At 59.9% G+C, this 25,456-nt stretch carries 33 protein-coding genes and 1 tRNA gene; 1 reads left to right on the top strand and 33 read right to left on the bottom strand.

Annotated elements, in window-relative coordinates:
- Positions 1-6 precede the first annotated feature (6 nt).
- The 25 genes from RBH10_RS06955 to RBH10_RS06835 all read right to left on the bottom strand — a co-directional run bounded on the left by RBH10_RS06955 (position 7) and on the right by RBH10_RS06835 (position 18,117).
- Complete coding sequence (locus tag RBH10_RS06955) at positions 7-1,017, bottom strand: phage late control D family protein (protein WP_281037683.1); 1,011 nt, start codon at positions 1,015-1,017, stop codon at positions 7-9.
- Between the two features lie 4 nt (positions 1,018-1,021).
- Complete coding sequence (locus RBH10_RS06950; RefSeq protein ID WP_281037684.1) at positions 1,022-1,237, bottom strand: tail protein X; 216 nt, start codon at positions 1,235-1,237, stop codon at positions 1,022-1,024.
- The gene (locus tag RBH10_RS06945; RefSeq protein ID WP_080822892.1) at positions 1,237-1,710 is read right to left on the bottom strand and encodes a phage tail protein; all 474 of its coding nucleotides are present in this window, start codon (positions 1,708-1,710) and stop codon (positions 1,237-1,239) included. Before RBH10_RS06945 ends, RBH10_RS06950 begins: the two co-directional genes overlap by 1 nt.
- Complete coding sequence (locus RBH10_RS06940; RefSeq protein ID WP_281037685.1) at positions 1,707-3,764, bottom strand: phage tail tape measure protein; 2,058 nt, start codon at positions 3,762-3,764, stop codon at positions 1,707-1,709. Before RBH10_RS06940 ends, RBH10_RS06945 begins: the two co-directional genes overlap by 4 nt.
- 166 nt (positions 3,765-3,930) lie before the next feature.
- Positions 3,931-4,422, bottom strand: a complete 492-nt coding sequence (locus RBH10_RS06935; protein ID WP_281037686.1) for a hypothetical protein — start codon at positions 4,420-4,422, stop codon at positions 3,931-3,933.
- A gap of 19 nt (positions 4,423-4,441) precedes the next feature.
- A complete protein-coding gene (locus tag RBH10_RS06930; RefSeq protein ID WP_112361391.1) occupies positions 4,442-4,987 on the bottom strand; it encodes a phage major tail tube protein in 546 nt (181 codons plus the stop codon).
- Between the two features lie 12 nt (positions 4,988-4,999).
- Positions 5,000-6,256 (bottom strand): phage tail sheath family protein, encoded by a 1,257-nt coding sequence (locus RBH10_RS06925; protein WP_281037687.1) that lies wholly within the window; start codon positions 6,254-6,256, stop codon positions 5,000-5,002.
- Positions 6,257-6,418: 162 nt separating this feature from the next.
- On the bottom strand, positions 6,419-6,988 hold the full coding sequence (locus RBH10_RS06920) for a hypothetical protein (RefSeq protein ID WP_281037688.1): 570 nt from the start codon (positions 6,986-6,988) through the stop codon (positions 6,419-6,421).
- 9 nt (positions 6,989-6,997) lie between these two features.
- On the bottom strand, positions 6,998-7,795 hold the full coding sequence (locus RBH10_RS06915) for a hypothetical protein (protein WP_306180491.1): 798 nt from the start codon (positions 7,793-7,795) through the stop codon (positions 6,998-7,000).
- A gap of 321 nt (positions 7,796-8,116) precedes the next feature.
- On the bottom strand, positions 8,117-8,284 hold the full coding sequence (locus RBH10_RS06910) for a hypothetical protein (protein WP_281037690.1): 168 nt from the start codon (positions 8,282-8,284) through the stop codon (positions 8,117-8,119).
- Between the two features lie 14 nt (positions 8,285-8,298).
- Entirely contained in the window at positions 8,299-9,252 is a 954-nt protein-coding gene (locus RBH10_RS06905; RefSeq protein WP_306180489.1) for a hypothetical protein, read from the bottom strand.
- Entirely contained in the window at positions 9,212-10,564 is a 1,353-nt protein-coding gene (locus tag RBH10_RS06900) for a hypothetical protein (RefSeq protein ID WP_306180488.1), read from the bottom strand. The genes RBH10_RS06905 and RBH10_RS06900 overlap by 41 nt, the downstream gene beginning before the upstream one ends.
- Before the next feature lie 65 nt (positions 10,565-10,629).
- Positions 10,630-11,211 carry a phage tail protein I gene (locus tag RBH10_RS06895; protein ID WP_306180487.1) on the bottom strand — a complete coding sequence of 194 codons (582 nt, stop codon included), beginning with the start codon at positions 11,209-11,211 and terminating at the stop codon, positions 10,630-10,632.
- Positions 11,208-12,146: a baseplate assembly protein gene (locus RBH10_RS06890; RefSeq protein WP_281037693.1), complete on the bottom strand. Its 939-nt coding sequence runs from the start codon at positions 12,144-12,146 to the stop codon at positions 11,208-11,210. The genes RBH10_RS06895 and RBH10_RS06890 overlap by 4 nt, the downstream gene beginning before the upstream one ends.
- Positions 12,143-12,541, bottom strand: coding sequence for a GPW/gp25 family protein (locus RBH10_RS06885; protein ID WP_281037694.1), 399 nt, complete (start codon positions 12,539-12,541; stop codon positions 12,143-12,145). The genes RBH10_RS06890 and RBH10_RS06885 overlap by 4 nt, the downstream gene beginning before the upstream one ends.
- Positions 12,542-12,555: 14 nt before the next feature.
- A complete protein-coding gene (locus RBH10_RS06880) occupies positions 12,556-12,822 on the bottom strand; it encodes a hypothetical protein (RefSeq protein ID WP_281037695.1) in 267 nt (88 codons plus the stop codon).
- A gap of 12 nt (positions 12,823-12,834) precedes the next feature.
- Positions 12,835-13,362: a phage baseplate protein gene (locus RBH10_RS06875; protein ID WP_281037696.1), complete on the bottom strand. Its 528-nt coding sequence runs from the start codon at positions 13,360-13,362 to the stop codon at positions 12,835-12,837.
- On the bottom strand, positions 13,355-13,984 hold the full coding sequence (locus RBH10_RS06870; RefSeq protein WP_281037697.1) for a hypothetical protein: 630 nt from the start codon (positions 13,982-13,984) through the stop codon (positions 13,355-13,357). The genes RBH10_RS06875 and RBH10_RS06870 overlap by 8 nt, the downstream gene beginning before the upstream one ends.
- Entirely contained in the window at positions 13,981-14,463 is a 483-nt protein-coding gene (locus RBH10_RS06865) for a phage virion morphogenesis protein (RefSeq protein WP_281037698.1), read from the bottom strand. Before RBH10_RS06865 ends, RBH10_RS06870 begins: the two co-directional genes overlap by 4 nt.
- A complete protein-coding gene (locus RBH10_RS06860) occupies positions 14,460-14,921 on the bottom strand; it encodes a gp436 family protein (protein ID WP_306180486.1) in 462 nt (153 codons plus the stop codon). Before RBH10_RS06860 ends, RBH10_RS06865 begins: the two co-directional genes overlap by 4 nt.
- 96 nt (positions 14,922-15,017) lie before the next feature.
- Positions 15,018-15,092 (bottom strand) — tRNA-Met (locus RBH10_RS06855).
- Between the two features lie 6 nt (positions 15,093-15,098).
- Complete coding sequence (locus RBH10_RS06850) at positions 15,099-15,644, bottom strand: hypothetical protein (protein WP_281037700.1); 546 nt, start codon at positions 15,642-15,644, stop codon at positions 15,099-15,101.
- Between the two features lie 100 nt (positions 15,645-15,744).
- Positions 15,745-16,641, bottom strand: coding sequence for a Mu-like prophage major head subunit gpT family protein (locus tag RBH10_RS06845; protein ID WP_281037701.1), 897 nt, complete (start codon positions 16,639-16,641; stop codon positions 15,745-15,747).
- Between the two features lie 26 nt (positions 16,642-16,667).
- A complete protein-coding gene (locus RBH10_RS06840) occupies positions 16,668-17,072 on the bottom strand; it encodes a hypothetical protein (protein ID WP_281037702.1) in 405 nt (134 codons plus the stop codon).
- Positions 17,073-17,100: 28 nt separating this feature from the next.
- On the bottom strand, positions 17,101-18,117 hold the full coding sequence (locus tag RBH10_RS06835) for a phage protease (protein WP_281037703.1): 1,017 nt from the start codon (positions 18,115-18,117) through the stop codon (positions 17,101-17,103).
- Positions 18,118-18,371: 254 nt separating this feature from the next.
- On the opposite strand from RBH10_RS06835, the gene RBH10_RS06830 reads away from it, so the two are divergent.
- Positions 18,372-18,797 carry a hypothetical protein gene (locus RBH10_RS06830; RefSeq protein WP_281037704.1) on the top strand — a complete coding sequence of 142 codons (426 nt, stop codon included), beginning with the start codon at positions 18,372-18,374 and terminating at the stop codon, positions 18,795-18,797.
- 119 nt (positions 18,798-18,916) lie between these two features.
- Here RBH10_RS06830 and RBH10_RS06825 read toward each other — a convergent pair whose 3' ends face one another.
- The 8 genes from RBH10_RS06825 to RBH10_RS06790 are packed head-to-tail and all read right to left on the bottom strand — an operon-like array spanning position 18,917 to position 25,455.
- Positions 18,917-20,161 (bottom strand): phage minor head protein, encoded by a 1,245-nt coding sequence (locus tag RBH10_RS06825; RefSeq protein WP_281037705.1) that lies wholly within the window; start codon positions 20,159-20,161, stop codon positions 18,917-18,919.
- 5 nt (positions 20,162-20,166) lie between these two features.
- Positions 20,167-21,837, bottom strand: coding sequence for a DUF935 domain-containing protein (locus RBH10_RS06820; protein ID WP_281037706.1), 1,671 nt, complete (start codon positions 21,835-21,837; stop codon positions 20,167-20,169).
- On the bottom strand, positions 21,834-23,456 hold the full coding sequence (locus tag RBH10_RS06815) for a terminase large subunit domain-containing protein (protein WP_281037707.1): 1,623 nt from the start codon (positions 23,454-23,456) through the stop codon (positions 21,834-21,836). The genes RBH10_RS06820 and RBH10_RS06815 overlap by 4 nt, the downstream gene beginning before the upstream one ends.
- Positions 23,453-24,034: a DUF3486 family protein gene (locus RBH10_RS06810; protein WP_035243576.1), complete on the bottom strand. Its 582-nt coding sequence runs from the start codon at positions 24,032-24,034 to the stop codon at positions 23,453-23,455. The genes RBH10_RS06815 and RBH10_RS06810 overlap by 4 nt, the downstream gene beginning before the upstream one ends.
- 2 nt (positions 24,035-24,036) lie before the next feature.
- Entirely contained in the window at positions 24,037-24,336 is a 300-nt protein-coding gene (locus tag RBH10_RS06805; protein WP_281037708.1) for a hypothetical protein, read from the bottom strand.
- Positions 24,333-24,701, bottom strand: a complete 369-nt coding sequence (locus RBH10_RS06800; protein ID WP_306180483.1) for a DUF2730 family protein — start codon at positions 24,699-24,701, stop codon at positions 24,333-24,335. The genes RBH10_RS06805 and RBH10_RS06800 overlap by 4 nt, the downstream gene beginning before the upstream one ends.
- Positions 24,701-24,925, bottom strand: coding sequence for a TraR/DksA C4-type zinc finger protein (locus RBH10_RS06795; RefSeq protein WP_003500859.1), 225 nt, complete (start codon positions 24,923-24,925; stop codon positions 24,701-24,703). Before RBH10_RS06795 ends, RBH10_RS06800 begins: the two co-directional genes overlap by 1 nt.
- Positions 24,922-25,455 carry a hypothetical protein gene (locus tag RBH10_RS06790; protein WP_281037710.1) on the bottom strand — a complete coding sequence of 178 codons (534 nt, stop codon included), beginning with the start codon at positions 25,453-25,455 and terminating at the stop codon, positions 24,922-24,924. The genes RBH10_RS06795 and RBH10_RS06790 overlap by 4 nt, the downstream gene beginning before the upstream one ends.
- Between the last annotated feature and the right edge of the window lies 1 nt (position 25,456).

The following is a 25,456-nucleotide window of genomic DNA, read 5'->3' as shown; positions in this document are numbered from 1 at the left end:
CATGAGTTAGCCCTTTCCGTTTTCTTTTGCGGCGATCTCGACGCTCATCAGCCAGCCGCCGCTTTCATCGAAGGTGAAGGTGTGAGAGATGGTGCCGGCGCTGAGCGCACTGCCTGCCCATGGGCCGAAACCGGGCAGCGAAAGCGGCGCTCCCGCCATTGCGTCCACGTCGCCCTCGATCGTAAGACTGCCGGCAACGGTTGCCCGCGCCAGATCGGTTGCCTGCGTTTTACTGCGAACCTTGGCTTCACCTGAAGATGGCGCTGGATGAAGGCCAGACGTTCGGGAGGTTTTGCCCTTGCCGCTGGTTTCCTCCTCAACCCACGCGCCGGCGTCCTCATCAAAATAGGCGGTCGCTACGGTTCCATATTTGGGCCGGCCCTCCGATGTCAGGCCAGCGTCAAAGACGACATCAGGAGATATGACGATCGTCGGCAGCGCGTTTCCGGTTGCCGTTCTGCCTGAAGATTTCGCCGTCACGATCCACTTACCACCGGCAAGCTTCAGGGAGCCGCCAACTTCGTCGGCGAGCGCCTGACCAAATCCGATCGCGGATTGATTAAGTCTGAGGCGATATGGGATTTCGATGTTCGCAACCTCGCGATCGACCACCGCTGACTTTCCGGCCTCTGACGCAAGTTTCTCGAAAATCTTGCCGGCGGTCGTATTCTCATAATGCTCCAGGTCGGCAGACTTGTCGGCTTCCACAAAGTCGGCCGACCTTGCCGTAATGGTCATAGTCCACGCATCTCCGGCAGACTTATTGAGGCCGGAATTCTGATAGGTGAAGACACCTGCGTTCCGCAGTCGTTCTTCGGCCCATCCGTATTCCAAGGCATACCGCGTGCCTTCTGGCGGCGGTGCAGGAAATGGCGGAGCTACAACGAACGTGATCTCCAGCTCATCAGCCTCGCCACCCTCATTGTCGGTGTAGGTGACGCTTTCGAGCAGAGATTTCCATTTCGGAATCAGATCGTTTCCGGACTGGCCCGTGATGCGTACGATCGGGGTTTTCATGACGTCACTCCCAAGCCAGAGTGAAGTCAGCGTTCCGGGCCGGCGCGAAATCTTCCGGCACGATGATGGTCGTACCTGCCGGAACGACGGCTGACGCCAGAAACGCGAGGCCGGGATTTGCTGTCAACAAGGCCTCAACAGTGCCTTCACGCTCGGTTTGGAGCACCTTCTTGGCGATGCGATCGAGACGTTCTCCGCCGTAGGGAACCACGTATTGCATCAGAACGCACCCCCGAGAATATCCCCGAGGCTGGCAACACCGACAGAGGAAAACGGGGTCGATTCCGGCAGGATGATCAGGCCCATCGTTACGTCGAGTTGTCGGCCGACGCCGTCGATCGGATGCAGACGCTCTTCGTCATAGTCGAGCGTTTCGATGACGCAGAGGCCGAGCGCCTCGCCGAGGTAGTTCCCGCGAAGGCGAATGAATGGAACGATCGACTGGCGACGATGGTGAGCTTTCAGGATGGCAACCGAATCCAGACCGCCGAAAACGTGAGGAAAGGTCATGGCCTCGATTGTCACCAGCTCGGCATCCGGGCCGGTTGCCTGATACTTCAAACCGCCCTGTACGGGATGGGCGGGAAAGCGCGCTGAAGACGAGTAGCTGACACGCTGCGGGTTCATCCCGATCGTGCACAGCCTCGCGCCTCCGATCGATATGAGTGCGCCGTTTTCAACAAAGATGCTCATGCCAGCCTCGGACCGAGGTCATAGAATGAACGCGAGCGCGCCTGCTCGATCGCACGCGATTGTTCGCGCCGAGCCTTCACAGCGGCGAGCTTGACGTTCGGTGTCGTGATGTTTTGGGTTAGCTGCCGAATGTTGTTCGATTGCTGAAGCGAAGAATGTTTTTCGCCGGTCGGCGCTGCTGCTGGGGCGGCTGCAGGTGGAACATAGTTCGGCGCAATGGTTGGAGCGACCGTGAAATCCAAAGCCGACCGAATGCGATCGGCTATGATCTGCGCTTCAGTCGCCGCTTTGTCACCTTCAGCAGCAAGTGCCTCATTATAACCTTGCATCGATTTCTGTGCTGCACCGGACAGATCGGTTGAGAGCGGCTTCTCAATCGGGACAGGGATGGCTCCGGTGCTCTTTCCAAGATCGCCGTTCGACCGCGCACGTCTTGCCGATTCCAGCTCCTGTTTAAGCTGCATGATCTCCTCAACAAGGAGAAGCTTTGCCGAGGAGAAAATGTCCACGTCGCCTTTTGGAGCGGGTATTGCGGCCAGCTTTTTTTGGCGTTCTGCCAAATAGGCTTCCAACTCGCCAATGTCCGTTTCCTTAAGACGCTGGCGCTCAGTGTGGGCATCTTCTTCTCGGGCATAAGCAGGATTTACCGTGCGAGCGAACCAATCCTTGAACGGACTGGAAACGCTGTCCCACCACTGACCAACGCCAGTTCCTGCATCCGATAAAGCCGCGCCACGTCGATCAGCGCGCTCCTTCGGCAGGGTTCGCAGAAATTCATAGTCTTCATCCACAGTCCCGGCAGAGTTGTCGCGGATTTCCTTCAGAAACTCGTTGTACTTTTCACGGAAGTTAATGAGTGGAAGAAGCGCCTGTTTGGCCTGCATGTCGCCAAACAGCTCACCGATACGGAACTCATCGCCCTTCGTTAATTCCATCACTTTGTCGACCAGATCGAGCATGTAGGGCGTGCCGTTCTTTTCCGAGCGCTTCTTGATCGCCTCTATGTCGACGCCCTTTTCATCGAAATTTTTGACCGTATCCGGGGAGGACAACTTCGCGAGTATGTTTTCGAGGTTGGTGGACGCCTGATCCTGTGTGCCTGCGCCCATACGGACGATCTGAGCTAGAGCAACAAGCTCCGCCGTGGCGTTTAGGCCGGTGCGACCGGTCCCAGCGTAAAGGGTGGCAAGTTTCGGAAAGTTTTTTGCCATAGCGTCGACCTCGAAAGAGCCGAGCTTGGTACCCTTTGCCATCATATCAAGTGCGGCGGGAACTTCAGTGTCTTTAACGCCCAAGTTCTGCTGGAGTGCGATAACGGCACTGCCAATCGTCTCGCCAGTGCTGTCACCGGCCTTGGCCGCTTTCAATGTTGGGTCAAGGATAGCCTCTTGTTGGTCAAGCCCAACACCGGCGGCCGCGTAAGTTTTACGAGCTGCGTTTACCTGAGGTGCCTCGACGCCGTACCGGAGAGAAAGGGTCGAGTTGGACTTTCCAATTTTTTCGATGGCCTCCGGTGTCCGCGTTTCGGCCGTGACGGCGACAGAAGCTATTTCCCGGTTAAGGTCCCGGAACTTCGAAGCCATCTGTTCAAGCCCACGAACAATGTTGTCGACGGACGCGAACGCTGCCAAGCCTGCAAACGCGCTTGTGGCACCCACTCCTATTAGAGACAAGGTGTTGCCCAGCCGACCTGCGGGAGCTGCCATCTTTTCGAAATTGTTACCGTTTAAGCGACCGATATCTCGCATCTTGTCGTGTGCGTGTCGCACGCCGACAGCGGCACTTCTCCCGGCCTTGTCGAGCGCCTGAAGATTGCGCACGGCGGTGCCGGTGTTAACGTTTCCGAGTTTTCGGGCTTCACGGTTTAGGTTGCTGACGGATTTTTCGCCGCGATCGGCCTCTCTGCGGATTTCCTTTAGCCCCGCGTCAAGCTTCCCGGCTTTGACCTGCCCGAGCTTCTTTGCCTCGTCACCGAGTTCATGGAGGTCACGCTTGACGACCTTGGCCTCGCGTGAAAACTGATTCTGTAGGCGAAGGCGAAGCGAAACGTCCATGGCTATTTCCGGGCTAGTAGGCTGGCCAATAGGCCAAAACTTTCGTTGTGAATTCGCCGCGCTTCATGGTTCCAAAGAAGAACATCGTCCCACCACATGTCTTCAACGGCGGTTATCGGTGTCTTCAGGTAGGCCGAGATGTGCGCCACATATGTACGCCAGCGCCTCAGGTCTCCGTTGAGGCGCTCTCCGCTTTCAGAACGCGGGGCAAAAAATCGTATGCCGCGTCGACAACTGCGTTGCCGTCCTCGTCAATCAAACCTCGAAGGATCGGCGCGGGCAATCCGGTCATTTCCGCATAGATATCGAAAGTCGAGAAGGAGGCGGTAGCGGCGCGCCGTATGAAGGCATCGACCTGTCCCAAAGTCAGGCGGCGCACCTTCACTTCTTTGACTACCCGACCGTTCAGCCGGAAAGGGTACTTCAGTGGAACCGATATTTGATGTGAAACGTCAACGAACTCCAGTTCGGCGACATCCGTGATTTCTTCCGTCGGGGTTGCCGGCAAGCCTGCATTCGCTTCGCCTGCTGCCGTCGAAGTGTCGCCCCACAGTTCGCGGGGCGGAAGCGGGATTTCTTCGAATTTCACATCGCTGGGGTCCGACTTGGACTGAGGGACCGCCACACGGGCGGTCAAGGTGTCGTCGCTCTTCTGCATGTACGATGCCCTTTTGCTATCATGCCGAGATCAGATTGTTGAACTCGGCCGTGTAATTCACACCGTTGATGATCAGGGTGTTGTTCTGGATGTCGAACTTGTGGATGACTTTGCCATCCATCATGTCCTGATAGAGAACGATGGAAGACCAGCGGAGCCGAGTGGCCGCCGTAGACTTCTGGCCCTTGACGCCTCCCTGCTCGAAGCTGTTGAGCAGGCCTTTGAGGATGACGGTGCGGCCCTTCAACTGAGGCGAAGCTGAAGCATTGGCCTCACCCGTGGAATTGGCCGGGAATACATTGAGCAGCGCCTCGTAATAGGCGATCGTCGTCCAGTCGCCGGGTTCCCGGCCGAAGCGGGTCTTAAGGTCCTCGTGGACGCCGTTGACGCTCATCTCGCAAGTGAGGGGCTGGATTTCCGCCGGCAGTTCGAAGCCGAACCAGCCGCCGCCCATTACCATCGGCAGCATTTCCCGGCTCAGCGCCGGCAGCGTCGTTTCGTCAATGCGGAGGCGCTGGTTGATCTCGCCGCAGTACCAGTTCGCGCCGCGAATAATGCGATCCATGTGAAGGCTCCTTTACGCGGTAACGCGAATGTTGGAATTGCCGAGGGCGGCCAGCGCCGACGCGATCGCCGACTCCAGGACGTCGAAGGCCTCGGGCATCGGCTCGTCATAGAGCTGAAGATCGACCAGATCGGGCGTCTCGGCCCACCGCATTTTCACCCGCAATGCGCCGGCTTCGAGGATTGCTGCCGAGTTCAGCGCTTTCGACCAGATCAGCTCGTAGTCGATGATGGCCGTCAGCGTTTTCAGGTCAGACAGGAACTGGTCTGCAGCCCGGTAAATCAGGGTGACAAGATGAGGTGTGATGTCCTCGGAAAGATACTGGCGCATCGGGCGCAGCATGGCTTTCTCGATCGCCCGGCGCGTCCGGATTTTCTTGATCGAGCGCCAGCTGTTGACGGTCGGGTCGGTTGCCGTGGTGAATGGTGCCCACAACAGATTGCCTTCAATGATGGTGCCGACACCCGCCTGTGCAAGGTGGTTGGCCTCGGACGAAATATCGCCGTCCGTATAGCCGACCGGAACGGAAGGACCGAGGACACCGGTAAGCGGCCGGTTCCACGAGGCCTTGTAAGGGCCACCGGTTTCCTTGTCTCGCCTGACCATCGCGCCAGCCATATGAGGTGACAGCGCACGCGTGACATTGCCCGCGCCGAGATTGACCACGGCCTGTGGGTAAAGGCCGATGACGTTCAGCGCCGTGGCGAAATCTTCGGCCCATTCGATCGCAGCCTCTATCGAGGTGGACGGCGTATCACCAATCACCATGCAATCAATGATGCGATCGGCGACGACGCGGGCGGCCGCGACAACCGGATTTGCCGCTCCACCAAGGCGAGCTGTCATGTAGCCGGGAGAAATGATCAAACCCGGCTCGATCTTCAGCTCGCTCTTCGCGTCGAGCAGCGCATACATACCGGTCTTTGCGCCGGCGGAACCAACTATGTGATTGGTCTCTTCGGAGAGCTGGTCGGCCGGCGCTGCGGCGGTCGAATGCTGCGTCCGGACAAAAGCAAGATCGGTGACGATGCCTTCCGACAGGAGCTGGTCGACGGTATCCCGAACAACGCCTGTGCCGAGCTTCGCGACCTGCTCGACATTGTCGAGGGAAAGCTTGACAGGCTCATCCAGCGGAAAGGCCGCATTGTCGGCCGTGGGTGCCGGTGCAACAATGCCGATTTTGGTGCTGTCGCGTGTATCGATCTTAGCGACGGTAGAACGAAGATTGGAAAACCGGCGTACGCCGACGAAATCCGTAGTGCCAGACATAAGCGGTCCCCGCATGCGGTTAAATTTCAGCTTGGGGACAAGATATGGCGCAGTCTGCTTCCGGCCGGGCTGACAGGTGTCAGCACAAAGAAAAAGGGCGGTTTGAAGCCGCCCTTGAAGCCTATTTAATGACCTATTTAAAGTCGCCTGTCTACGCCCCAGCTACGCCACTTCGGCCTGTCGCCACATCGTGTCGACTTGCGTTTCCGTCAGATTGAGCGCGCCGGCGATCAGCATTAGCGTTGGGTGGGTGCGCTCAAATTCGGTCGCGTCGGCCCATTCGATCTGAGCTTCTTCCTTTTCCAACCCATCAGGCATCGCGGCGATAGCTGTCTCTACAGCGGCAAGGGATACGCCGTTTCGAACCAGCGTCAGCCGCAACTGGCGGCGGGTGATGGGATTGAAAACAGGAGGTTGGGGCGGAGCTGCGACCAGCGCACCTCCCTGATAAAGCTGCCCCTCCGCGATATCACCCGCATCGGCATCAATGCCCAAAACGATCTTGTCATTTGGCACCATGCGGGATGGGTCCTGCTCGACGTTGGTAACCTTGAGGGATACCGGATCGACCATCGCCCATGCGCCATAGATGGCGGTCAGGAAGTTACCCTGTTCATCCCAAGTCGTCAGACCGCGCCGGAGGTCGTACCAATCTTGGCCGTCCTCATTGGCAAAGAACTGGATGCCGGTCGTGCTGGTGAGCTTAAAGTGTCCGAAGTTGACTATTTCCATGTGTTTACCTCAAGCGTTATGCGCCGTGATCCAGCCGCGTACAGGGTCGAATAGTTGGAAGTAGCGCCAGCAGTAGTGCATGATCGCGCTGTTACTGCTTTGTATCCAAAGGCCGGTCATCGCACTGCCTGCCGGGACTTCCCACCACAGGTCTCTGCGGGCCGCTTGCTCCCCTCGTGACACCCATCGGGAATTGAGGTTCGCCACGCGGTCATTGGCGACCGCCCAAGCGCGGGCGTCAGCGTGTGCATAGGCCCTGTCCTCGATGCGGGTATTCAGGTCACCTAATTGGGAGGTCCAAACCGCACCTGCATCGTTCACACGAAACAGCCAATCGCTTGGCGCGTGGCCTACAAAGCCAATATACCCATCGTTGTGGTGCACCTTGCGAGTTTGGCCGTTGTCCGCGTCGTGCAGGTGTATCCATGGCCCGCCGTTGGAAATAGTAAGGTTGCCGGTCATGGTATCGCCGGCCTTTGCCACCTTACCCGCGAGCGCGGTATCGACAGCAGCCTTTCGATAGTACAGGGCATCAAGGGCGGCCTTGATATTGCCCCACGTCCACCTGAACATCGTGGACGTGCCGGATTTCGTGCCTGCCAATGCATCGCCGTCATCCGGCGTTGCAAGGCCATTCGCTCCTGCGATGGCCGCGCCTACGGTGGCGGTCGTCGTAAGCGCCGGGAGATTGGCCTGCGGCACCTTGCTGTCGGGACCCAGCGGAGCAACCCCATCAGCAACGTTCTTTTGATCGGTACGCAGGTAGTCGGCGAGCTTGGTGTCAACAGCCTCCGAAGCATTCTGCATGGCGTCCTGCACGGCCTGCGCTGACGCATACCATGCAGCCTCCCTTCCGCCGAGCTTGAGCGCATTCGGCGCGGTCCCCCCACAATGATCTGGTCGATCTGCTGCTGAGCCAGCGAAATGGACTGCTGGAGGGTCGCGATTTGTGGGGCGACATTGACCTGAATGTAATCCAGCGACGCTTGTATGCCCTGCGCCATCAACGTTTCGAACGAAGCTTCCAAATCCTCCCGAGCAGCTATGCGATCGGCAAGATCGCCAAACGTCTCGTTCCAGAGATCAATAGTGAACTCTGTCGGCGGCCAAGATGGAAGCTGGTAGCGGTTATCGCGCGTTGGCATAGTCACAGACGTCTTCCCCCTCCTGCTCGATGATCGCTTTCAGGATCGCGCCGGACATTTCTATTTCGTTGAGCGGCCGATATCGGAAAGGTCCCATGTTTACCGGCCGGGCGAGCTTGACGTCATAGGTCTTTTTTTCATCAATTTTCATAGGTGCCTCGCTTGTCAAAGGGCGGAGATAAACGCGTCCTGGAGGAACGGGACGGTGACTGGATTGTCAGTGTTGGCGGCGATCCGCATGCGGGCCGACTGCGTGGCCGCGCCAAGGGAATAGGTTGACAGGAAGGTCCGTCGCGCCGGGTTGTTCGGGTCGATCGTCACTTCCGTAGTGCCGGGCGTGATGACGTTGTTGCCGACCATTATCCGGGGCGTGAAGGTGTGATGAGCCGGGTCGAAGGAATCCAGCGTGTATTGCGTAACGATGGCGCTGGTCGAGATACCGAAATCGAAAGCTTTGGTGACTGCTTTCATGTCGGTCCGATTGCGCGCCACCCGAGAAACGGCGGCGGCATCCAGCTGGATCATCGGCTGCAGGTCAGCGGTGCCGACCATCACGAGGCGCAGCTCTACCGATGCCGGCAGGCCAACGAGCGGGTTCGTGGCAGGGTCACCGTCATCCAGTTCGACCCACGCGGTCGCTCCTACAGGACGAATTTCCCACACCAGCGCTGTGCCACCCGGTACCCAGCCCGGAAATAACATGTCAATTTGGGTCATGCCATCGGCGAGATTGAGAGCCTGCATCGGAACTACGGTGCGTGGGCTGTGATAACGCGCTCCATTCACCCTGAAGCAGAAGTCGATGTCCATCGAACCTTGGGCGAAGATGCCGTCCGTGCAGTTAAACTGCGTTCCACCGGTGTACTTGTTCCCGGTGGAAACAGAGAGGGCATGTGCGCCAGTCGTCACCGTCACGATGGCGTATCGCTTGCCGCTTTCCATAAGCGTGTAGGGCATAACGCAGTTCACCCAGCCGACAGTCATGTCCTTGTGTTCGATTGTGCTGACGGCGAGCACACGGTCAAACAGCGGGGTGCCTCCCGTCGAAACTTCGACCACGGCGACATGAACATCGCCATCAACCCCAACCTTGGCGAAATGCAGGTCGATGGACGTCATCAGCATCGGCTGGGCGACAAGGAACGACTGCGCGTAAATGGAGCCATTCATTCCGACATTTTCGGTTACGTACTCCCAATACGGCTCGCTGTAGATTTCGTAGCAGAATCTGGCGAACGCCGTAAGTCTGGTGACCGGGACCGAAGTTGCCACCGACATACACCACTTCGAACTGCTCACCGCCGACATTGAGCATCTGTCCAACTCTGGAATCTCCGCCAAGGCCAGCCCAACCGGCCGCGTTTTCGCATGCGCCCATGGTCGGACCATAGGTCAGCCGAACGCGGGAGGCCTCAAGCCGCTTCAAAGTCGTCTGGGTATGGACGAGCTGGGAGATGTTGAGCGTGCTGTCGAGCGATGTGTTCTCGATCTTTACGACTTCTTCGAACGCAGGGACCATGCGGCGTTCCCGGAAGGCAATCTGCGGGTTGTCCTCGGCCTGCACTTCGAGGCGCGCTTGCGTCATCGCTGCAAATCCGAAGCGCACGCCTTCCTCCACGCGTGCCAGCCAATCGACATGCTGGAGGTCCCATCGAGCCGGGATCAAGCCATTGTCGTAAACATAGGCGCGGGCCTCGTCGGGCAAATCGACCTTCAACCGAGCGGCACCGATATCGCGTTGCATCTGACGGATAATCGCCGGGCGAGGAATTTCCGTAAGGCGCGTGGCAATGTTGGTGATTTGCGTCTCGATGGTTTCGGTACGGAGAAACAGACCGGACAGGTCCAACTCCAGCGCTGTCACCCGGCCCTCGACCTCGTAGAGCGTCTTGACGCGGGTCGCGTTGCCCGGCTCGATCACATCAACGCCGGTCGATTTGAGTAGGACGAACGCAATGCAGGCGTCGGTCTCCGCGATTACCGGCTTTGCCGGAACCGGGTTCGCCTCGCCAGCCTGCACGATCAGATTGACGATGCGGCGAACAGTTTTGGGCGTGACGCGCTGCACCGGGATCGAAGTTTCGGGGTCCTGCGATGTCTCGAACGGCCGGCTCGCCGTTTCGGTGATTTCTTCGCCACGCAACAGGATGGCCACCCAGCGCTGATCAGACGCCGCCGGCGGAATTTGGAGCTGAAGGTTTACGTCCTTGGACGCCGCCTGCGCGTAGACCTTCTCGCCGGCAACATATCGGCCCGGCGATACGGTGATCTCTTGCACGGACTTTCGGGCAACGGTGAAGTGCGACCAGTGCGCTGGATAGCCGATCGCGTCCCGCCAGACGCCATCAATGTCCTGCTGCGCGAACAGGCTGATATTTTCAAAGTCGCTGTGATCGGCGATTTCGGCATTCGAGAAGGTAACGCGGGGCATAGGCTGGTCCTCGTATCAAAGATATTGGCGCTGGCGATAACCGCCCGGCGAAGTGCCGCCGTCGATCATGACGGCGTCCTGCAGGGTGATGGGTCGACGCCATGCGAAGGTGACGGTGTAGAGGGTGTCCGGCGTCTTGGCGGTGACCATGGCTCGGCGGGCGCGGCGGATCGGCTCAAGATCGACGGATGTGAGAGCGGCACGGCCGAAAGCAGATCGGCCGATCTGGAAATGGTTTTTGGAGCACGCAACGTGACATGCACGAGGTAGTGCGCGGTGAACGGCTGGTGCGCGATTGGCGTGCGGCCGATGACAGCACGGCCGAAGGTGAACCGGGCTGGATGGGCGATGCGGTCAATGATATCGGCGTCGACAAAAGCCAGATAGCGCTTCAGGCCGACAAGCGTGCCTTTCAATGCCGCCAAGGGTGAAGCGGGATAGTCGGTCGACAAACCGGCGCACTGCGCAATCATCTCGCGCTTCCGCTCCTCGGACCAATCATCGTACCAGAGATCGACGGAATGATGTGCGGCAAGCCATGGCAGGAAGCGCGCCGGCGTACGGTACGGGTCCATGATGACGTCATAAGGAATAGGCAGATCGTCGGTCATTCCGGCAATCAGCGCCTTTTCGAAAGCCTCGCTCATGAGCGCACCTCGACGGAAATATCGAGGCTGGTCATAACCGGTACCGCGTAAGGATCGGCGGATACGACCACCGGAGCGCGGTCGATCACCTTGACGATGCCCGGCCCATAAGCAGCACCCGAGAGCAACGCTGCAGGAACCTCGCCGTTGATCGCGATCCGGTCGGTCGCAGCGGCAATGACGCGCTTCTCCGCTTCCGCCTTCAGCAGCTCCGGCGATGGTCCCGAGGCGGCGACCTCGACAGTGAGCGCGACCTGATACTCCTGCCGCGATGCCGACATAACCGAGAGGCCAACAGCCTCCGGTGTGCGGTCGGGATGCGCGACGGCGCTCCGGATCGTCGCCAGTTCGCCGGAGGTCAGCAAGCGGCCGCCCGGTCCGATCAGCACAACGTCTGTATCTCCGCGCCGGCCATGCACGGCCCGGCCGTTGACACGCGCATCCCAAAGCCCAAGTGTCTTGTCGGCCGACTGTGGCCAAGCGGTCCACGCATCATAGAGATAGCGCCCGGCCGACGCCGAAGACGGAAGGTCGTAAGCCAGAAGATATCGGCGCAACAGGGCGACGTCGCCCTCCATGACAGCAGCAGCGTCACCAGTCGCAGGGATAATGACCTGGCGCTGCACGTTCTTGCCTGCAACGACCGTATCAAGGTTGCCTTTGGTGGCCAGAACGGCAAGCAAGGCCTTCAGGCCGTCATTCACTCGCTGGCGATCAAGCAGGCGCAGCCACGACCACGCTTGGCCAGCGATGTTGGCGCTGTCCGTTTCGAGATCGATGGTGTCATAAGCAGGCAAGGAAGGGTCTTTCGCCCGTGCTGCATTCCACGAAGTCGAAAAGCGAGCCTTGAAGGCCGCGAGCAGCGTCTCGAAATCGAGCGCCTCGATAGCTTCAGGAGCGGGCAGACGCGAAAGGTCGATGGTTTCCAGTGTCATGCCGCGAACCTCATCGCGCTGGCGGCCGACAGACCGAGAACCACGGCCTTATCGTAATTCCCGAAACGACCTTCAGGATAATAGAGACCGCCATGGCGAATGCCGAGCGCGCCGCCTTCCGTCATCCTGACGAGCTGAAGCTGCGTGATGCGATATTCCGGCTCCCACCGTGCGGCCGAGGCCACCATTTCGTTGTAAAGCAAAAGGGCGAGCGCTGGCGACAAGTCCTCGGCCAGAAGCGACCGAAGGTCCGAGCCAAAGGACAGGCGCATGATCCGGGTGCCGATGCGGGTATGCCAGATTTTGCCGAGCGACTGTGCAAGATGGGTCGGACCGGTGATGATCCTGCCCGTCTTCTGGTCGAAACCCGATCGGAAGCGCAACGCTCCTGCCATTCTTCAATAGCTCCTTAAACGTCGCTTGAAGCGTCAGCGCCAGCGTCGGCTTTGTCATCGGAGCCGGCCGGGCGGATGTGCTGGGCGAGTTCTTCAGCCAACGCCTCATGCTCGGACAGGCGGAGCGTATCGCCCGCTTTGACGCGACGGCCGGCAACGCGTGCCGGCGCTGTTTCCGTCACGACATAATCCTTCTTGCCATCGTCCGGTGTGGCAGAGGCAGGAGCTGCTGGCTGTTCGACCGGGTCGGTCGCTGGAGTGTTTCGGGGTGCTTTCGCCATTTCAGGTTTCCTTCAGTTGTCGGATTCGGGTGGGCCGGACACTTCGCCGCCCCGCCGCACTTCGGTGTGTTTGTGTTTTTCTCCGATGTAGACGCCCTCGTGTTCCAAGGTGCCGCCGCGCATCCGGACGTTGCCGATCAGCTCGATGCCGTCAGGCCCAATCTCGATGCGGCCCTTGCCGGCCGTGATGACGGCGGTATCGGAGGATTTCGAAGGCGCGGCGTGGTCCCGGTCATAGGAGCCGCGCATGGCGATCGAGCCGGCTCCGATCGTGCCGGACGGCGAAAGCATCATCATCTGCTCGCCAACTGCCGGCTCGCCATGGATGGAAAGGCTGCCGACGCCGGCTTCCTGCCAGCGCAGCCACGGCGACAGAACATCATCGCCCCTGCTGGACGTGCCGAGCTTCAGGCGAAGCCGGCGCTTGTCGGAATCCTTCTCGGCAACTTTCCCATAAAGCACCGTCTGCGCCAGACGGCGCTCTGCAGCTTCGGTACGGGCGGCCTGCCGGCGCAGCTCCAGTTCGACCGGATCACGCATTGTCCGGCTCCTCTTTCGCCGGAATGAAGGGCCGCATCGCTTCGAGCGTGGCCTCACTGGCGAACTTGATCCAGTTGTCGTCTTCGCTGTAGGTGCCGGCTTCGGTCGGGAATGCGGTCTCGCCGAGGTCGACCACGATCTGTGTCCAAGTGACGGTGTAATAGGCCACACCCTGCGATGCATCGCGGACCGTAAAGAGCGGCTTCAGCTCTGGCTGAGGCGTGGTTTCAGGCGGCAGAATGCCTGTCAGGCCCCACATCGCGGTTTCATCGTCGCCGAGGATTTGCAGGAGGCGTGCGCCGATCGCGAGCGCAATAGCCTCCTTTTCAACACGCTTGGCAGCGATCGGCTTTGCCTCGGCCACGATGTAGGCAGTCCATTCGACGGAAAGGCTGAAGGAGCCGTCCACAATCGCGATCTCGCGAATGCGGCTCCAGCCGATACCCACGCCGGGAGCGGTAACGACGCTTTTTGCGATCAGCTCGGAAATATCGATCTTGCCCGGATGGCGCACAACGGCAACGCCGGGCAACAGAGCCAGAAGTCGGTCAACGATCGCCGACTGCAAGGGCAACAGCCGATCATCCAGAAGGAGGCTGGCAAGCGGTTTCGGCTCAATCATTGCAACAGCCCTCCGAAATGATCAGTGACGACATCGAGCAGCTCACGCCGGTTTTCTTCCGATAGGCCGGCAAACGGGCGGGCCGGGATTTCGACTTCCTTGGCGAAGACGGCTTGGCCACCGATCTGAAAAGCCAGACGGTCGGCGTTCTTCGGAACGATCGTCATGCCGTCCTGATGAACGTGGGCATATTCCCACGTCGATCCCCACTCGGCTTCCTCGGCCGTGGCGGTCCACACCAGCGAGGACAGCAGGTGCTGCCCCGTTGCGACAAGGATCGGCGTGCCGGCGTGGTTCGGTTTCCATGGCGTGCCGTCCGGAGCGGTCTTCTCCTCGGCAATGCGCCGGCGCGTCTGGTTCTCGCCCACAGCGGCAATCGCACTCATGAGTTCCGAGGCTTCGAAGTCGAAGAGCGGCCGAAGCTTCCGCTCGGCCGTCTCCAGATCCGACACATCCAGAACAATCGAGATCCCGCTCATATCCGGCCGAGCCTTTCACGCGTGAACATGCGCTCCGGGGCTTCCAGAATAACTTCGTTCTGCCCTACATCGCCGCCGGCGCTGCCATTATCGCCATCGCCTGAAATCGTGGTGGTCAGCGCGCCCTTGCCGGCGGCGATCGCTTCGAGGCGTTTGATAGCCGCGTTGTAGCGCTCCTTGATGTTCTCGGACGAACGGGAGAAGGCGAGCGCGATTCGGTAGAATGCGATGTCCATGGTGTAGAGGCGCAGCACATCAAGGGAGTACTGGTCGAGCGCGGAAAGTTCGGCCGGGGAGTAGCGCGCCGCCAGAATGGCGCGAACCTCGATCGAGGCGTCGGCAAGGCCTTTCTCGATACGGTCATCATCGCGAATGCCGGTCTGCTCGTCTGCTGCGACAAGCGTCAGCTCGTTTGGGAAACGTGCCTCAAGGTCGGCAAGAGTGGCATAGGCGATCATGGAAATGGTCCTCAACAAATTTGCCGCTGTTTTCCGGTGGCACTCTCGCCACCGGTGGGCTTCGGGTTTCCCCTCGCGGCGCTCCCACCCCGTATCTGGTTGCGGAGGGCGGACTTGAACCGCCAACCTTCAGGTTATGAGCCTGATGACCTACCGTTGGTCCACTCCGCGGAAGTCTTAATCGTCGTCGCCGAAATCGATCATGCGGCTGTCCAGCTTCAGCTTCGGATCAGCGCGCAAGTTTTCGAAGGCCGCTTTTTGCTCCTCATCGGTCTCGCCGAGCTGGTCGAGCGTGAGTTCGATCGGCTCAGGGCCGAAGGCGAAGCCAGCGCGCCGGCGGGGACCGCCCGGAGCCGAAACGATCAGCACTGGTTCTGCGGTTACAAATTCCATTTCAATGGAGGCGTCGTTGACACCTTCCCCTGCAGGCGCTGCCGCCTCGTTAGGTTTCTGGATGAACTGATCGAGTTCTGCGCCGGTGGCCACTGCCGCCTTGATGGCCTCGATCGTCTTGTTGAGGTGCTCATCACGCTCCGTTTCCGGCAGAGCGTTCCAAGCCTCCGCCGTCAGGCCGGATGCCTGATGGGCGACAACCACCACAGCGCCGAGCTGGAGGGACTTGCCCTCGGCAACTTCGATCAGCGCCGGCAAGGTGTTCGAGCCGTTGAGGATTTCGGGCGCGGCCGGCTTTGCGGCCGGTCTGGCTGTGGTCCGCTTGGACATTAGCTTCTCCTTTGGGTTTTCGGGAAAACGGCACGCATGCCGCTTGCCGGAAAACCCGGCGGCCGGGACGATGGCCGCCGGGGACGCGTCGATGCCAGGACTAATCCAGCAGCGGCGCTTCCATGATCTGGACAAGGTTGCGGTTGGTATTGCTGGAGCCATCGATCTGCTCAGACATGAGAATGTCACGGGCTTTGAAGAAATTGCCGTTGCCCGTGATCAGGTGCGTCGGACGAATACCGAGCTTGCGACCTTCGTCATCCGTAAATTCCTTGATAGCGGTGAAGGCGGCGCGCAGATTGGCCGCGTTCAGTTCGGCCTTCGAACCGTAAGCCATCTGCCAGAAACCGAAACCGGCGGAGACGCGGGCATCAGTGCCGTAGAGGTACTCGTCACGCATGAAGACGTGGTCAGAGGTCTTGCCGTCTTCCTTGGCAACGAACGAATAGTCGCGGCGCTTCTGGAAAATGAACGGCTTCAGCGGCCGGCTCATATCCGCGAGAATCCACGTCTCGCCCGTGCCGGTCTGCATATTGGAGACGCTGACCTCAGCGCCCTTTGGCCCAACAGGGTGATCGACGTCGAAGAAGTTCTGGCCGTCATAGCATTCGGTGGTGAAGGCGGCGTTGATCAGTTCAAAGGTGATTTCGTCCGGATGCGTCGATGCCGACTGGCCAAGCATCTCGAAACGCTTTGCATAGAGACCGAGCTTGTCATCCTCGATGTCATCACGGGGAACGCCGATCGTTCCTTCGAACTTGCGGTTCTTGATCGAGTAGCCCTTCGAAGAGAGAGCCTTGACCTGACGGTCACCGATCCATTCGCGCAGCTTGGGGATATCGCCCAACCAGCCGTAGGTTTCCTCGCTGGAGTTCGATTCAATGACCGTCGCGAGGGTGGTGTACATAGGGGTATGACCGGCAAACCCCTTCTGGAATGAAGTTTTGAAGCCGCGCTGTGCGGCGGCAAGAAGTTCGGGCGTTATGACGCGTGCCATTGAAAACGGTCCTAAGATTGGAGTTGTTAGTAGCCGACGCGGACGAAAATCTGCCCGCCTTCGATGTGCATGATCTTGCCTGCGGCCGAGCGCGTGCCGGTGCCATCGGTCTTTGCAACCGTCTGGTCATCGACGACATAGGCCGTCTTGCCGATGTCGCCGGCGGCAAGGGCGTCGGCTGCATGGTTGGCAAAACCAAAAGTGCCGCGACGGAACGGCACTTTCTTAGTGCCATCAGCTCCGGTGTTTTTCACCGTCTCCTCGGAAACGCCGAGAATGGTGAGGCCGGTCGCAGTCTTGCCCGGCACGGCGAGGCCGTTTTCGGCCACGACCAGCGCGCCCTGCAGAATGGTCGTTGCGCCCTTAACGGGTGCGGTGGAGCGGAGGCCTTCGACCTCTACCGGCTGGCGGGCCTGCGACATTGCGGTCATTACGTTTCTCCTTCAGGGGAAATCTTGATCAGGCGGCGGTCAGGCCGTTCGCCTTGCGGAATTCTTCTTCCGACACGCCGAGCTGCTTCATGACCTCGCGGTCCTCGGCGGTCAGGGTGGCGGTGGCATCGTCGGCGCGGCGCTGGTCGAGGTTGGAGGCACCGAGGCCGACGCCGAGCGTTTCGATCAGCTTCTTCACCTGTTCGAAACCCTCCGGCGACGTAGCGAGCGCCTCATAGCTTTCGCGCTGTGCCGGCGTGATCTTCTTCGCCTTCAGCGCGCCTTCCAGCAGCGTGTCGACCTTCTCCTTATGGGCCGCCTTCCGGCCGTCCTCGATCTGCGTCGTCAGGGTTGCGACATCATCGAGCGCCTTCTGATGCACGGCGGGATCGATGCGACTTTTCAGAGAGGTGATTGCCGAGAGGCAGGAAGCCTCGGAGGCGTCTTCATTGAGGCCAAGGGCGGCGGCGAGTGCTTTGAGCATGTTCGTTTCCGTTTGAGTTGTTGTCGTGAGGGTTGCCGACGCGACGGCCGGCATGGATGCGGCGGGTGCCGCGACAAGCGCGGCCGAGTGAAGCCATGTGGCCTTGCCGTTATCGTCGGCCTTGAATGTGGGAGAGACATACCGGTGGGTGCGCGCACCGAGAACGCGGATGCCTTCCGCCAGCCACTCGACCTTGCCGAACAGACCGTCCGGGCGTGCTTCAAGCTTGTTGATCCAGCCGATCGCGGGCGCGGCGTCACCGAACATGGCCTTTTTGACGGTAGCGTGATCGATATCGATCGGGAGATCGACGGCATCCGCTTCGAAGCGCGATACCAGCAATTCCGGATCGATTGTGAAAACGCGACCGTCGCGGGCATTCAGCTTTCCTCGCGGCGCGAGCTTGATCCACTCCGGTCCCCGCTTGGTCTCGGAAGACGCGGCAGACGGATCAGCGGCATAAGCATCAAGCACGGCGATACCCGTCATCGCATCGGCGGCATTCGGGGTCGCTTCAGGAGCGAGGCAGGAAAGGAAGAAGTCGGGGCGCTGTGTCATCATGACGGCCAATCTAGCCGTCAATTCCAAGCACCCGGGCTGACACCTGTCAGCACGGTAAAATCAGTTCGTTTGGGGGAATGTCCGCATCTAATCCTCTTGGGGGGCGAGGATCAAGAGCAACGTCAAAATTGAAGCACGATTAAAGGCCGTGGGCGCGAATTTTAACCGTGGATGAAAGAAGGGGCGTGAAACCCCTTCACGCGCGTCTGTGGCCGTTTTATCGTGTCGGTCATCGCAACATGGGGAAATGGGTAATGAGGCAGGTTCTGGCGTTGGCAATCGTGGCCGCAATGAGCAGTTTCGCAAATGCAGCCGAGTGGCCTCCTGCGACGGATTATCTGAATGGCCTTCAAGATTGTACTGCCAGCAAGCAGCCCGGAAGCTGCCAGTATTCTCGCGATGTTTGGGTGAAGGAATACGGCGAAGCCGTCAAAGGCCAATACCAAGGGCAGCGCAACGTGGCCTACTGCCTCTCCACGGGATGTCATGGCGCAATCCAGATCAACAAGATGCTCGGATGCGCATGGAGGTTCGTGATCCTTGAGAGCGGGCATCTCTCGGCTGACAGCAGCGACACCAGCAATCTGGATTATTATTGCGGCCCGGAGAACGTCGACAAGGCCGAGCGGCGTGCTGCAGAAGCGCAATCCCGCCGAATGCTGAAAATGCTCGGTATATGATTGCACAGGCGACCCCATAAGCATATATTCACGAAAGCGCGGCAGAGAAGTCCGTAGCCCTAGATGGCCCTTGGAGGGTGCCGGGTAAAGCCCCGGAATCGGTCCCTCCCTGCCGCGCTTCATTCCCACGGCCATTTGAAGCCCGCCCGTTCCACCTGCCTTCTTGCCTCCCTTTCGTCCTTCTGATGCAGCGAGTTCGCTCGCATGTAGCCGTTCTGGCTGACTGAAACGAAAGCGCGCCAGACCGACTTTCCCGTGCGCCAGAAGATCGAGCGTGTGTTTTCCTTGCCGCGCAGGTCGGGCAGGATTTCCCCCGAAGACAATAAATCCGGCAGGGTCGCGAAATCCTCTACCGGCATCTTGTGCCGCTCGATGCGCTCCGCGATCGCCTCACTGGTGATGGATATGACCGGCGATTTCGCGCCGAGCTGCGCCGCCAGCGCGGGATTATGTCCGGCCGGCAACCAGACCTTTTGCGGCAACCGGGGTGCGATCTGCAGATATGGATCGCTCCAAAGCTCCTTCAGGACGCGAGTGGCATCACTATGATCGGCCTCGGCAAGCTTCGCCTCGAAATTCTGGATCAGGGTTTCGGTGCGGGCAAGACCGGGATTGGTCGCCCATCCGGCATCAATGCCCGCCGGCACCATCGAGATTTCGCCAGTGCGGCGGTTGCGGAAGGCAACGTCCGGGCCGAGTTCCGGCAGCTCGTCGGTGTACCTGATGGAAATATCGTTGCCGTCTTCGTCCTTGCCAATGACGCGCTTGGTACCGATGAGCGTTTTTGCCTCGCGATCGGAAAGCATGCGCACCTGGCACTTGCACATCCAGCCGTTCGGCGGCCAGTGGGTGCGCCAGAAAGGATGGTCGATCGGCAGGATCAGGCCTACCCATGCAAGATGCTCCGGGCGGGGATCGGCCGAGGTGGTGCGGACATAGAGAACATAGGGCAGCACCCGTTTCGAACGCTGCGCCCGTTCCCACTGGCCGGCAGCTCTGGCGGAATTCATGTTTGACCAGAAGATCGTCTTCAGACGCCGGTCGCTGGCAAAATTCACCATACGGTCCGGGTCGATCCCCTCGGGATCGGAAACCATGCGCGGTCCCCACCATCCGAGCTTCACCAGTTCCTTCTGGATATCGAGCTTCCAGTTTGCATAACCCCGGCCGGTCGTCAGGGCGGTCGACACGGTGGAGCGGAAAGCGTTGAGCACGTCCAGCTCGACGGCCTTGGCAACAGTGAACTTGTAGGCATGCTCCTCCGCCCACACATCCAGCCATGAAAACGCCGGCGCATTCGTCTTTCCGTCAAAGTACCTGACGACGCCGGCGGGCGGTGCGAGAGCCTTCCTGATTTCGGCCATGCCGGTCAGTCCGCAATATCGCCGATACCGCGAGCGATCGCGGTCAGCCGGCCGAGGCGTTCGGCCATTTTCGTGGCGTCAGGACGCTGCGTTTGAAGCATCTTTAAAGCCTCTTCAAAGCTGCCGGCCGTTTCAATGATCGCAGCGATCGGCTGCACGATCGGATCGACCATCTGCTGCCAATCGTCCATGGCGTCGATGAAGAGCTTGTCGAGCTGCTCAAGCGCGTCCGGTTCCCCGGCCTCGGCGGCGGCAAGGGCCTCACATGCTCCGCAATGGCAAGCGCGGCGATGATCGGAGACGATAGCTGAGAGAGCCGCCACCTTTGATTTGACGCCTTCCTCCTCGGCGGTCTTTTTCGCGTCCTTGACCGCATCTGTTTTCGGGGCGGTCTTTGGTTCCGGTTTGCCCTCGACAGGAGGCGAGGCCGCCGCCGCCGGAGGCGTCAGAAGTTCGTCACCGTCCTGCGGATCGGAGAGGCCGACCTTTTCGCGGATCTCGGCCTGCTTTACCTTCAGGCCGAGTGGCACCAGAGTTCCGAGCGCTTTTGACAGGGCCTCGACGTCCTCGGGATCGGGGACTGGCAATTGCAGGAACGGATATCTTTCCTGCGGCCCATAATTCAGGTCTACGAACGGCTTGATCAGATCGCGGTTGACCGTGATCGCGAGCTGCCGGCAGTCGGCGCGCAACAGTTCAAGACGCACCTCGTTGTGGATTTTCGCTTGCCCGAGCGAGGAGCCGTCATCGGAGGTCATGGTCTGGCCGACGACAAGCTTGGAAATCTGCTTGTCGACGTATTCGAGCAGACCGCCGAAGACTGCAGCGCCGTTGCTGCCGTTCACCTCGTGAAACTCGATATCCATGCCGGCCGGGATAATGGCGGCGGCATCGTTCGCGATTGAGGCGACCGCCTTCAGCAGCGTGCGCTTGTCCGCGCCGCTGGCACCGGCGTTGTATTTACCGACGCGCAGAGGCATGCCGTAGACTTCGGAGAAGGCCGCCCAGTCCTGCAGGCCAAACTGCTGGATGAGATAAGCCCACGCCGCCGGCCGTGCCATGCCTCGGCGAAGCGGAAGGCCAAGGCGCGTGCGGGGAATGTGGCGGATGAACTTTGCCTGCGGCAGCTCCTCGCCCTCGATCGAACCGTCAACCGCAAGCCGAAGGTTTCGAAGCGACAGCCGGTCCATCTGGAAGAAGCGGGCGTCACGATCGAGATAGGCAACGGGGCGCAAGGCCTTGCGCTCGTATTCCCACATCATCTCGCAGACCGCATAGGATTTGTTGATGGCGTCCGGAAGATGGCCTCGCGCTTCAAGGAAGCCGTCATCATTGATCAGGTCTTCGATCGCATCAACGATCTTCGTTGCTGCGCCGTTGGCCTCAATCGTCGGATCAACGCTCTCGATCGCCAGCCGGCGGGTCTGGAGCTGAGACGCGTAGTGCAGATAACGCTCCTCCATTTCTTCGGCGAGCGTCAGATACGAGCGAGCATTGCCCTCGGCCGCATCCCGAAGAATGGTGCCGAGGCGCTCAGGCGTGAGACCGGTGGCAACGCGTTCTTCATGCGTCCGGCGGACACCGGCGACTGTGGGCGTTGCGATCTCTTCCGACAGCGTCTTCAGAACGATCGGGCGGCCGTCAGGGCCGAGTATGGATGATGTGCGGGTGGTCACCAGTGCTGCCTTCCGTTATGGCCGTCTTCGTCGTCATCAACGCTGTCTTCGTTCAGTGCGCTCGCAGCCATGTAGGCGTATTCGAACCACTGCTGGCGGCTGGCGTAGTGGGCGAGAGCGAGTGCCACGGCAAAGTCGCCGTGGCGCTTCTTGTTGGTCTCACCCGTGCGGGCATCGGGGATTTTCGGAATGCCCCTGATAACCTTGACCAGCCGGATGTCGCCGAGGTGCTCATCATCCTTGACCAGCTCCAGCATGCCTTCGTCTTCGAAGGCGGCTTTGAGCGGCGGCATGTGAAGCCGGTACCAGTCCGAGTTACTGGTGAACTTGATCGGGTCGATCAGCCCGCCACCGCCTTCCGGGTTCCGGAAACCGAAAATGCGGCCCATGTCCTCGGCAACCGTCCAGCCCATGCCGGTCGCATCGAAGGCAGCGCCCACAAGCCTTGGCGCTGACTTCAAGATCGTGCCGGTGATCAGCTTCTGCTCATCACCTGGCACATTGCGCATCTCAACCGTAAGGGCACTGCGCCGGCACAATAGCTTGTCGATCGAGAGCAGCTTGGCTACCGACAAGTCGGCCACGCGACCAAAGTCGAAACCGAATGCGTGTTGCCGATCCCGTCGCAGATTTTGAAGCGCAGCAGTGAGCTGCAGCAGGCAAGGTGCCATCATGGCGGCGCGCTGCAGGCGGGAGAGCTGCAGATAATTTGCGGGCAGCTCCAACCGAATGATCGGCGCATCCTCCGGCTTCAGCGTCATGCGCGCCTCGATCAGGGGTGCAGGCAACCATGTGCCGCTGCCCTGCGTCGGGATGCAGAAAAGCTCCTCATCTGCCCCGTCGCCATAAAACTTGATGATGTTCTGGCGCCATTCGGCTTCCGCTTCAGCGGACCATTCCTTGCCCGTGACCAGACAAATGCGCTCATACAGGCCCTCGCGCAGCGCATCGTCAAAATCGATGCGGAGGTGCTTGTAGGGTTTCCGCTCGGCGAGGATGTCCTGAATCTGCTCGTTGAAATGGTTATCGACGCCGTTATGCGTCGAGCAGACCACAACCTGTCCGCCCCACATGAGGAAGGCGAGTGCTGCCTTGAGCAGCTCTTTAAGGTTATCAACGAACGCGGCCTCATCGATCATGACCACGCCCTGCTTGCCGCGCAGGGAGCGCGGAGCTGACGATAGGCCGATGATTTCAAATCCGGAGGCAAACTTGATGCGGAACGCCTGTATCGAACGCTGGCCTTCGTCGTCGCTGTCGTCAAAGACCGTTTCTTCGATCTCGCCGGCAAGCTGATTGAAGGCTCGCGCCCACATAGCGCAGGCGTCGATGAATTCGCGGGTCATCTCCTGCGAATAGGAGATGTACATCACATCCATGCCGCCGGCGGCTTTGGTACGGGCCGCCTTCAGGACCGCATAGGACGCAAACCCCCACGTCAGACCGATACGGCGGCTTTTCTCGACAAACAGCACTTCGCAGCCGGCGCTCTCAAGCAGGCCGACCGTGCGCTGCTGATAAGGCAAGAGCGCCTTGCGGCGCTCGATGCGATCCAGCACGGCGTCCGTAGACAGACGCCGGGCCTTGATCCATTCCTCTTTCGAGATAGGCCCGCTCATTTCGTCACTCCGAGGAATTGATCGAGGATTTCGCGCGCGCCTTGTTCGGTGATGCCCTTGCTCTTGACGACAGCGGAAATGGCTTGTTTTGCCCGCTCGGCGAGATCGGCCTCGACCTTCTGGCGGCGGGCGGTCGAAACGCCCTGCGCTCTCGATGCAGAAAACAGGGCATCGGCAAGCGCCTTTGCGCCCTTCGGATCAAATCCGGCTTCCCCGCCGGCCGTCACCAGTTCGAAGACCAGCGTCTTGATCGCCTCGGAAGCGATCAGGGTGAGATCGTCGGAGGCGGCGGCATCGAACTTGCCGGCGAGCGTGGTGGCAATCTCGCGGGTCTGGTTGAGGCGCTGCGTCAGCGTTGCAAGACGGATTGAATACCGGTTGAAAGCCGAAAACGAGGGAATGGTGAAGTCCAGCTCGCCGCGATATTCGCGATGCACGCCCTCAAGCTTGCTGACGAAATCCTGATAGATTTCGGTCTGCGTTCTTTCACGCTTCTGCAGCTCCTCGGCCGCCCACGCCACAGCGTCGGCGCAGGCGTCCGGCAGCAGCTCGATTCCCGACAGGCGACCGCGTCCCATCATCACACCGCCGGCGAAGGACGCTTGACGCCTTCAAGAATGCCACGACGCTCGACGTGGTCGACGCCGAGACGGGTAATTTCAGCGATGAGAACGGTTCCGGCTTCGGTGTTCCGGACTGCACCAATGTCCGCGAGATAGCGGAGCTGCTGGCGAATCCATTCCCGCGATCGGCGATGGGCAAAGGTTTCGAGAACGGTAGAAAGTATGCTCTCGTTAAGGCGGCCATCGGGTTGATCGTTCAACGCCCGCAAAATGACGAGGCGAGCATCCACTGTCAGATGCTGATTATAGTCGTTCATGCTGCCGCACTGCCTTTCCCGATTAAGAAGTCCTCTACGCGGTTGATGGTGCGTGCCACGCCCTTCTGGCTTTCCTCCATGCGACCGATGTTGCCGGCCATGTCGGATATCTCCAGGCGCATCTCCATGACGTCTTTTGCGTTCGGGAGGTGCTTCAGCTCGCTTTCAAGAGTTTGGGTTCGCTGGCCGAGAGCGGTGATTGCCGCCATCATCGCCTTCTTTTCTTCAGCATCCTGCCGGCGAAACTCCGCCAGATCATTCGCGGTCTTCTTCGCGCCGGAGGTGAGCCATAGCCAGATGGTTGCTCCGACCGAAATCACGAGCGACACCAATCCGAGCCAAGATCGAATGTTTTCCATGTCCATCACCGGTACCTTTGTTTCTGTTCGTGTTTGGTCTGGCACCGGATACACCGGGTGGCGGACGGAAGGGCGAGACGGCGCTCGCGGGGAATATCGTTCGGGCAGTCTTCGCACTGGATGGTGCCGACGCTGCGCAATGAGAGGGAGGCAGCGGCGATGCCTGCCTCCCGTTCCTGCTCGGCCCGCATGTCGGCTTGTTCGAAAGCAGCATTTCCACCGAAGTTCATGGAGTGCGCTTCCACGTCTTGACGGCTTCAACGGCCTGCTTGCCGAATTCCTTCAGCGTGTGTCCGCCCATGTAGAGGGAGATGAACCAGCCGGTCAGTGTCATCAGCGTGGCGCTGTCGATCGGTTCGATGTGGATTCCGAAGACCCGCAGAACCGGGAAAAGCAGGAACGCGCAAATCCAGAGAAACGCGAGCAGGTACATCCAGCCCCAGCGCCACGCGCTCTGCCAGAAGCCCTCGGCCTGCTCTGCCTGGAGAAGCGCGAACTGCCCCTGAAGGCCCTGTTGATAGAGGGCAATTACTTCGGGCATCGCGAAGTCAACGTCGCGAACGGCGTTATCGAGTTCTTTCTCATCGACGGTTGGCAGGGCTTCAGGCTCGACGCCGAGGCGCTCGGCCACCTGATCGACCACGGTACCAGCGAGCGTCCCGGCAAGCCCGCCAACATGCTTCTCCAGCACGCTCTTGATGATGGGAGCGCCGACCTTGGTGGCGGCAGCGATGAGAATGGAGGTGATAGCTGCGCTCATG

The sequence above is a fragment of the Rhizobium sp. AN73 genome (assembly GCF_030757975.1).
Taxonomy (GTDB): domain Bacteria; phylum Pseudomonadota; class Alphaproteobacteria; order Rhizobiales; family Rhizobiaceae; genus Agrobacterium; species Agrobacterium arsenijevicii.
The sequence above is the reverse complement of the archived record's forward strand: the minus strand, read 5'-3'. Positions and strand labels throughout refer to the sequence as shown.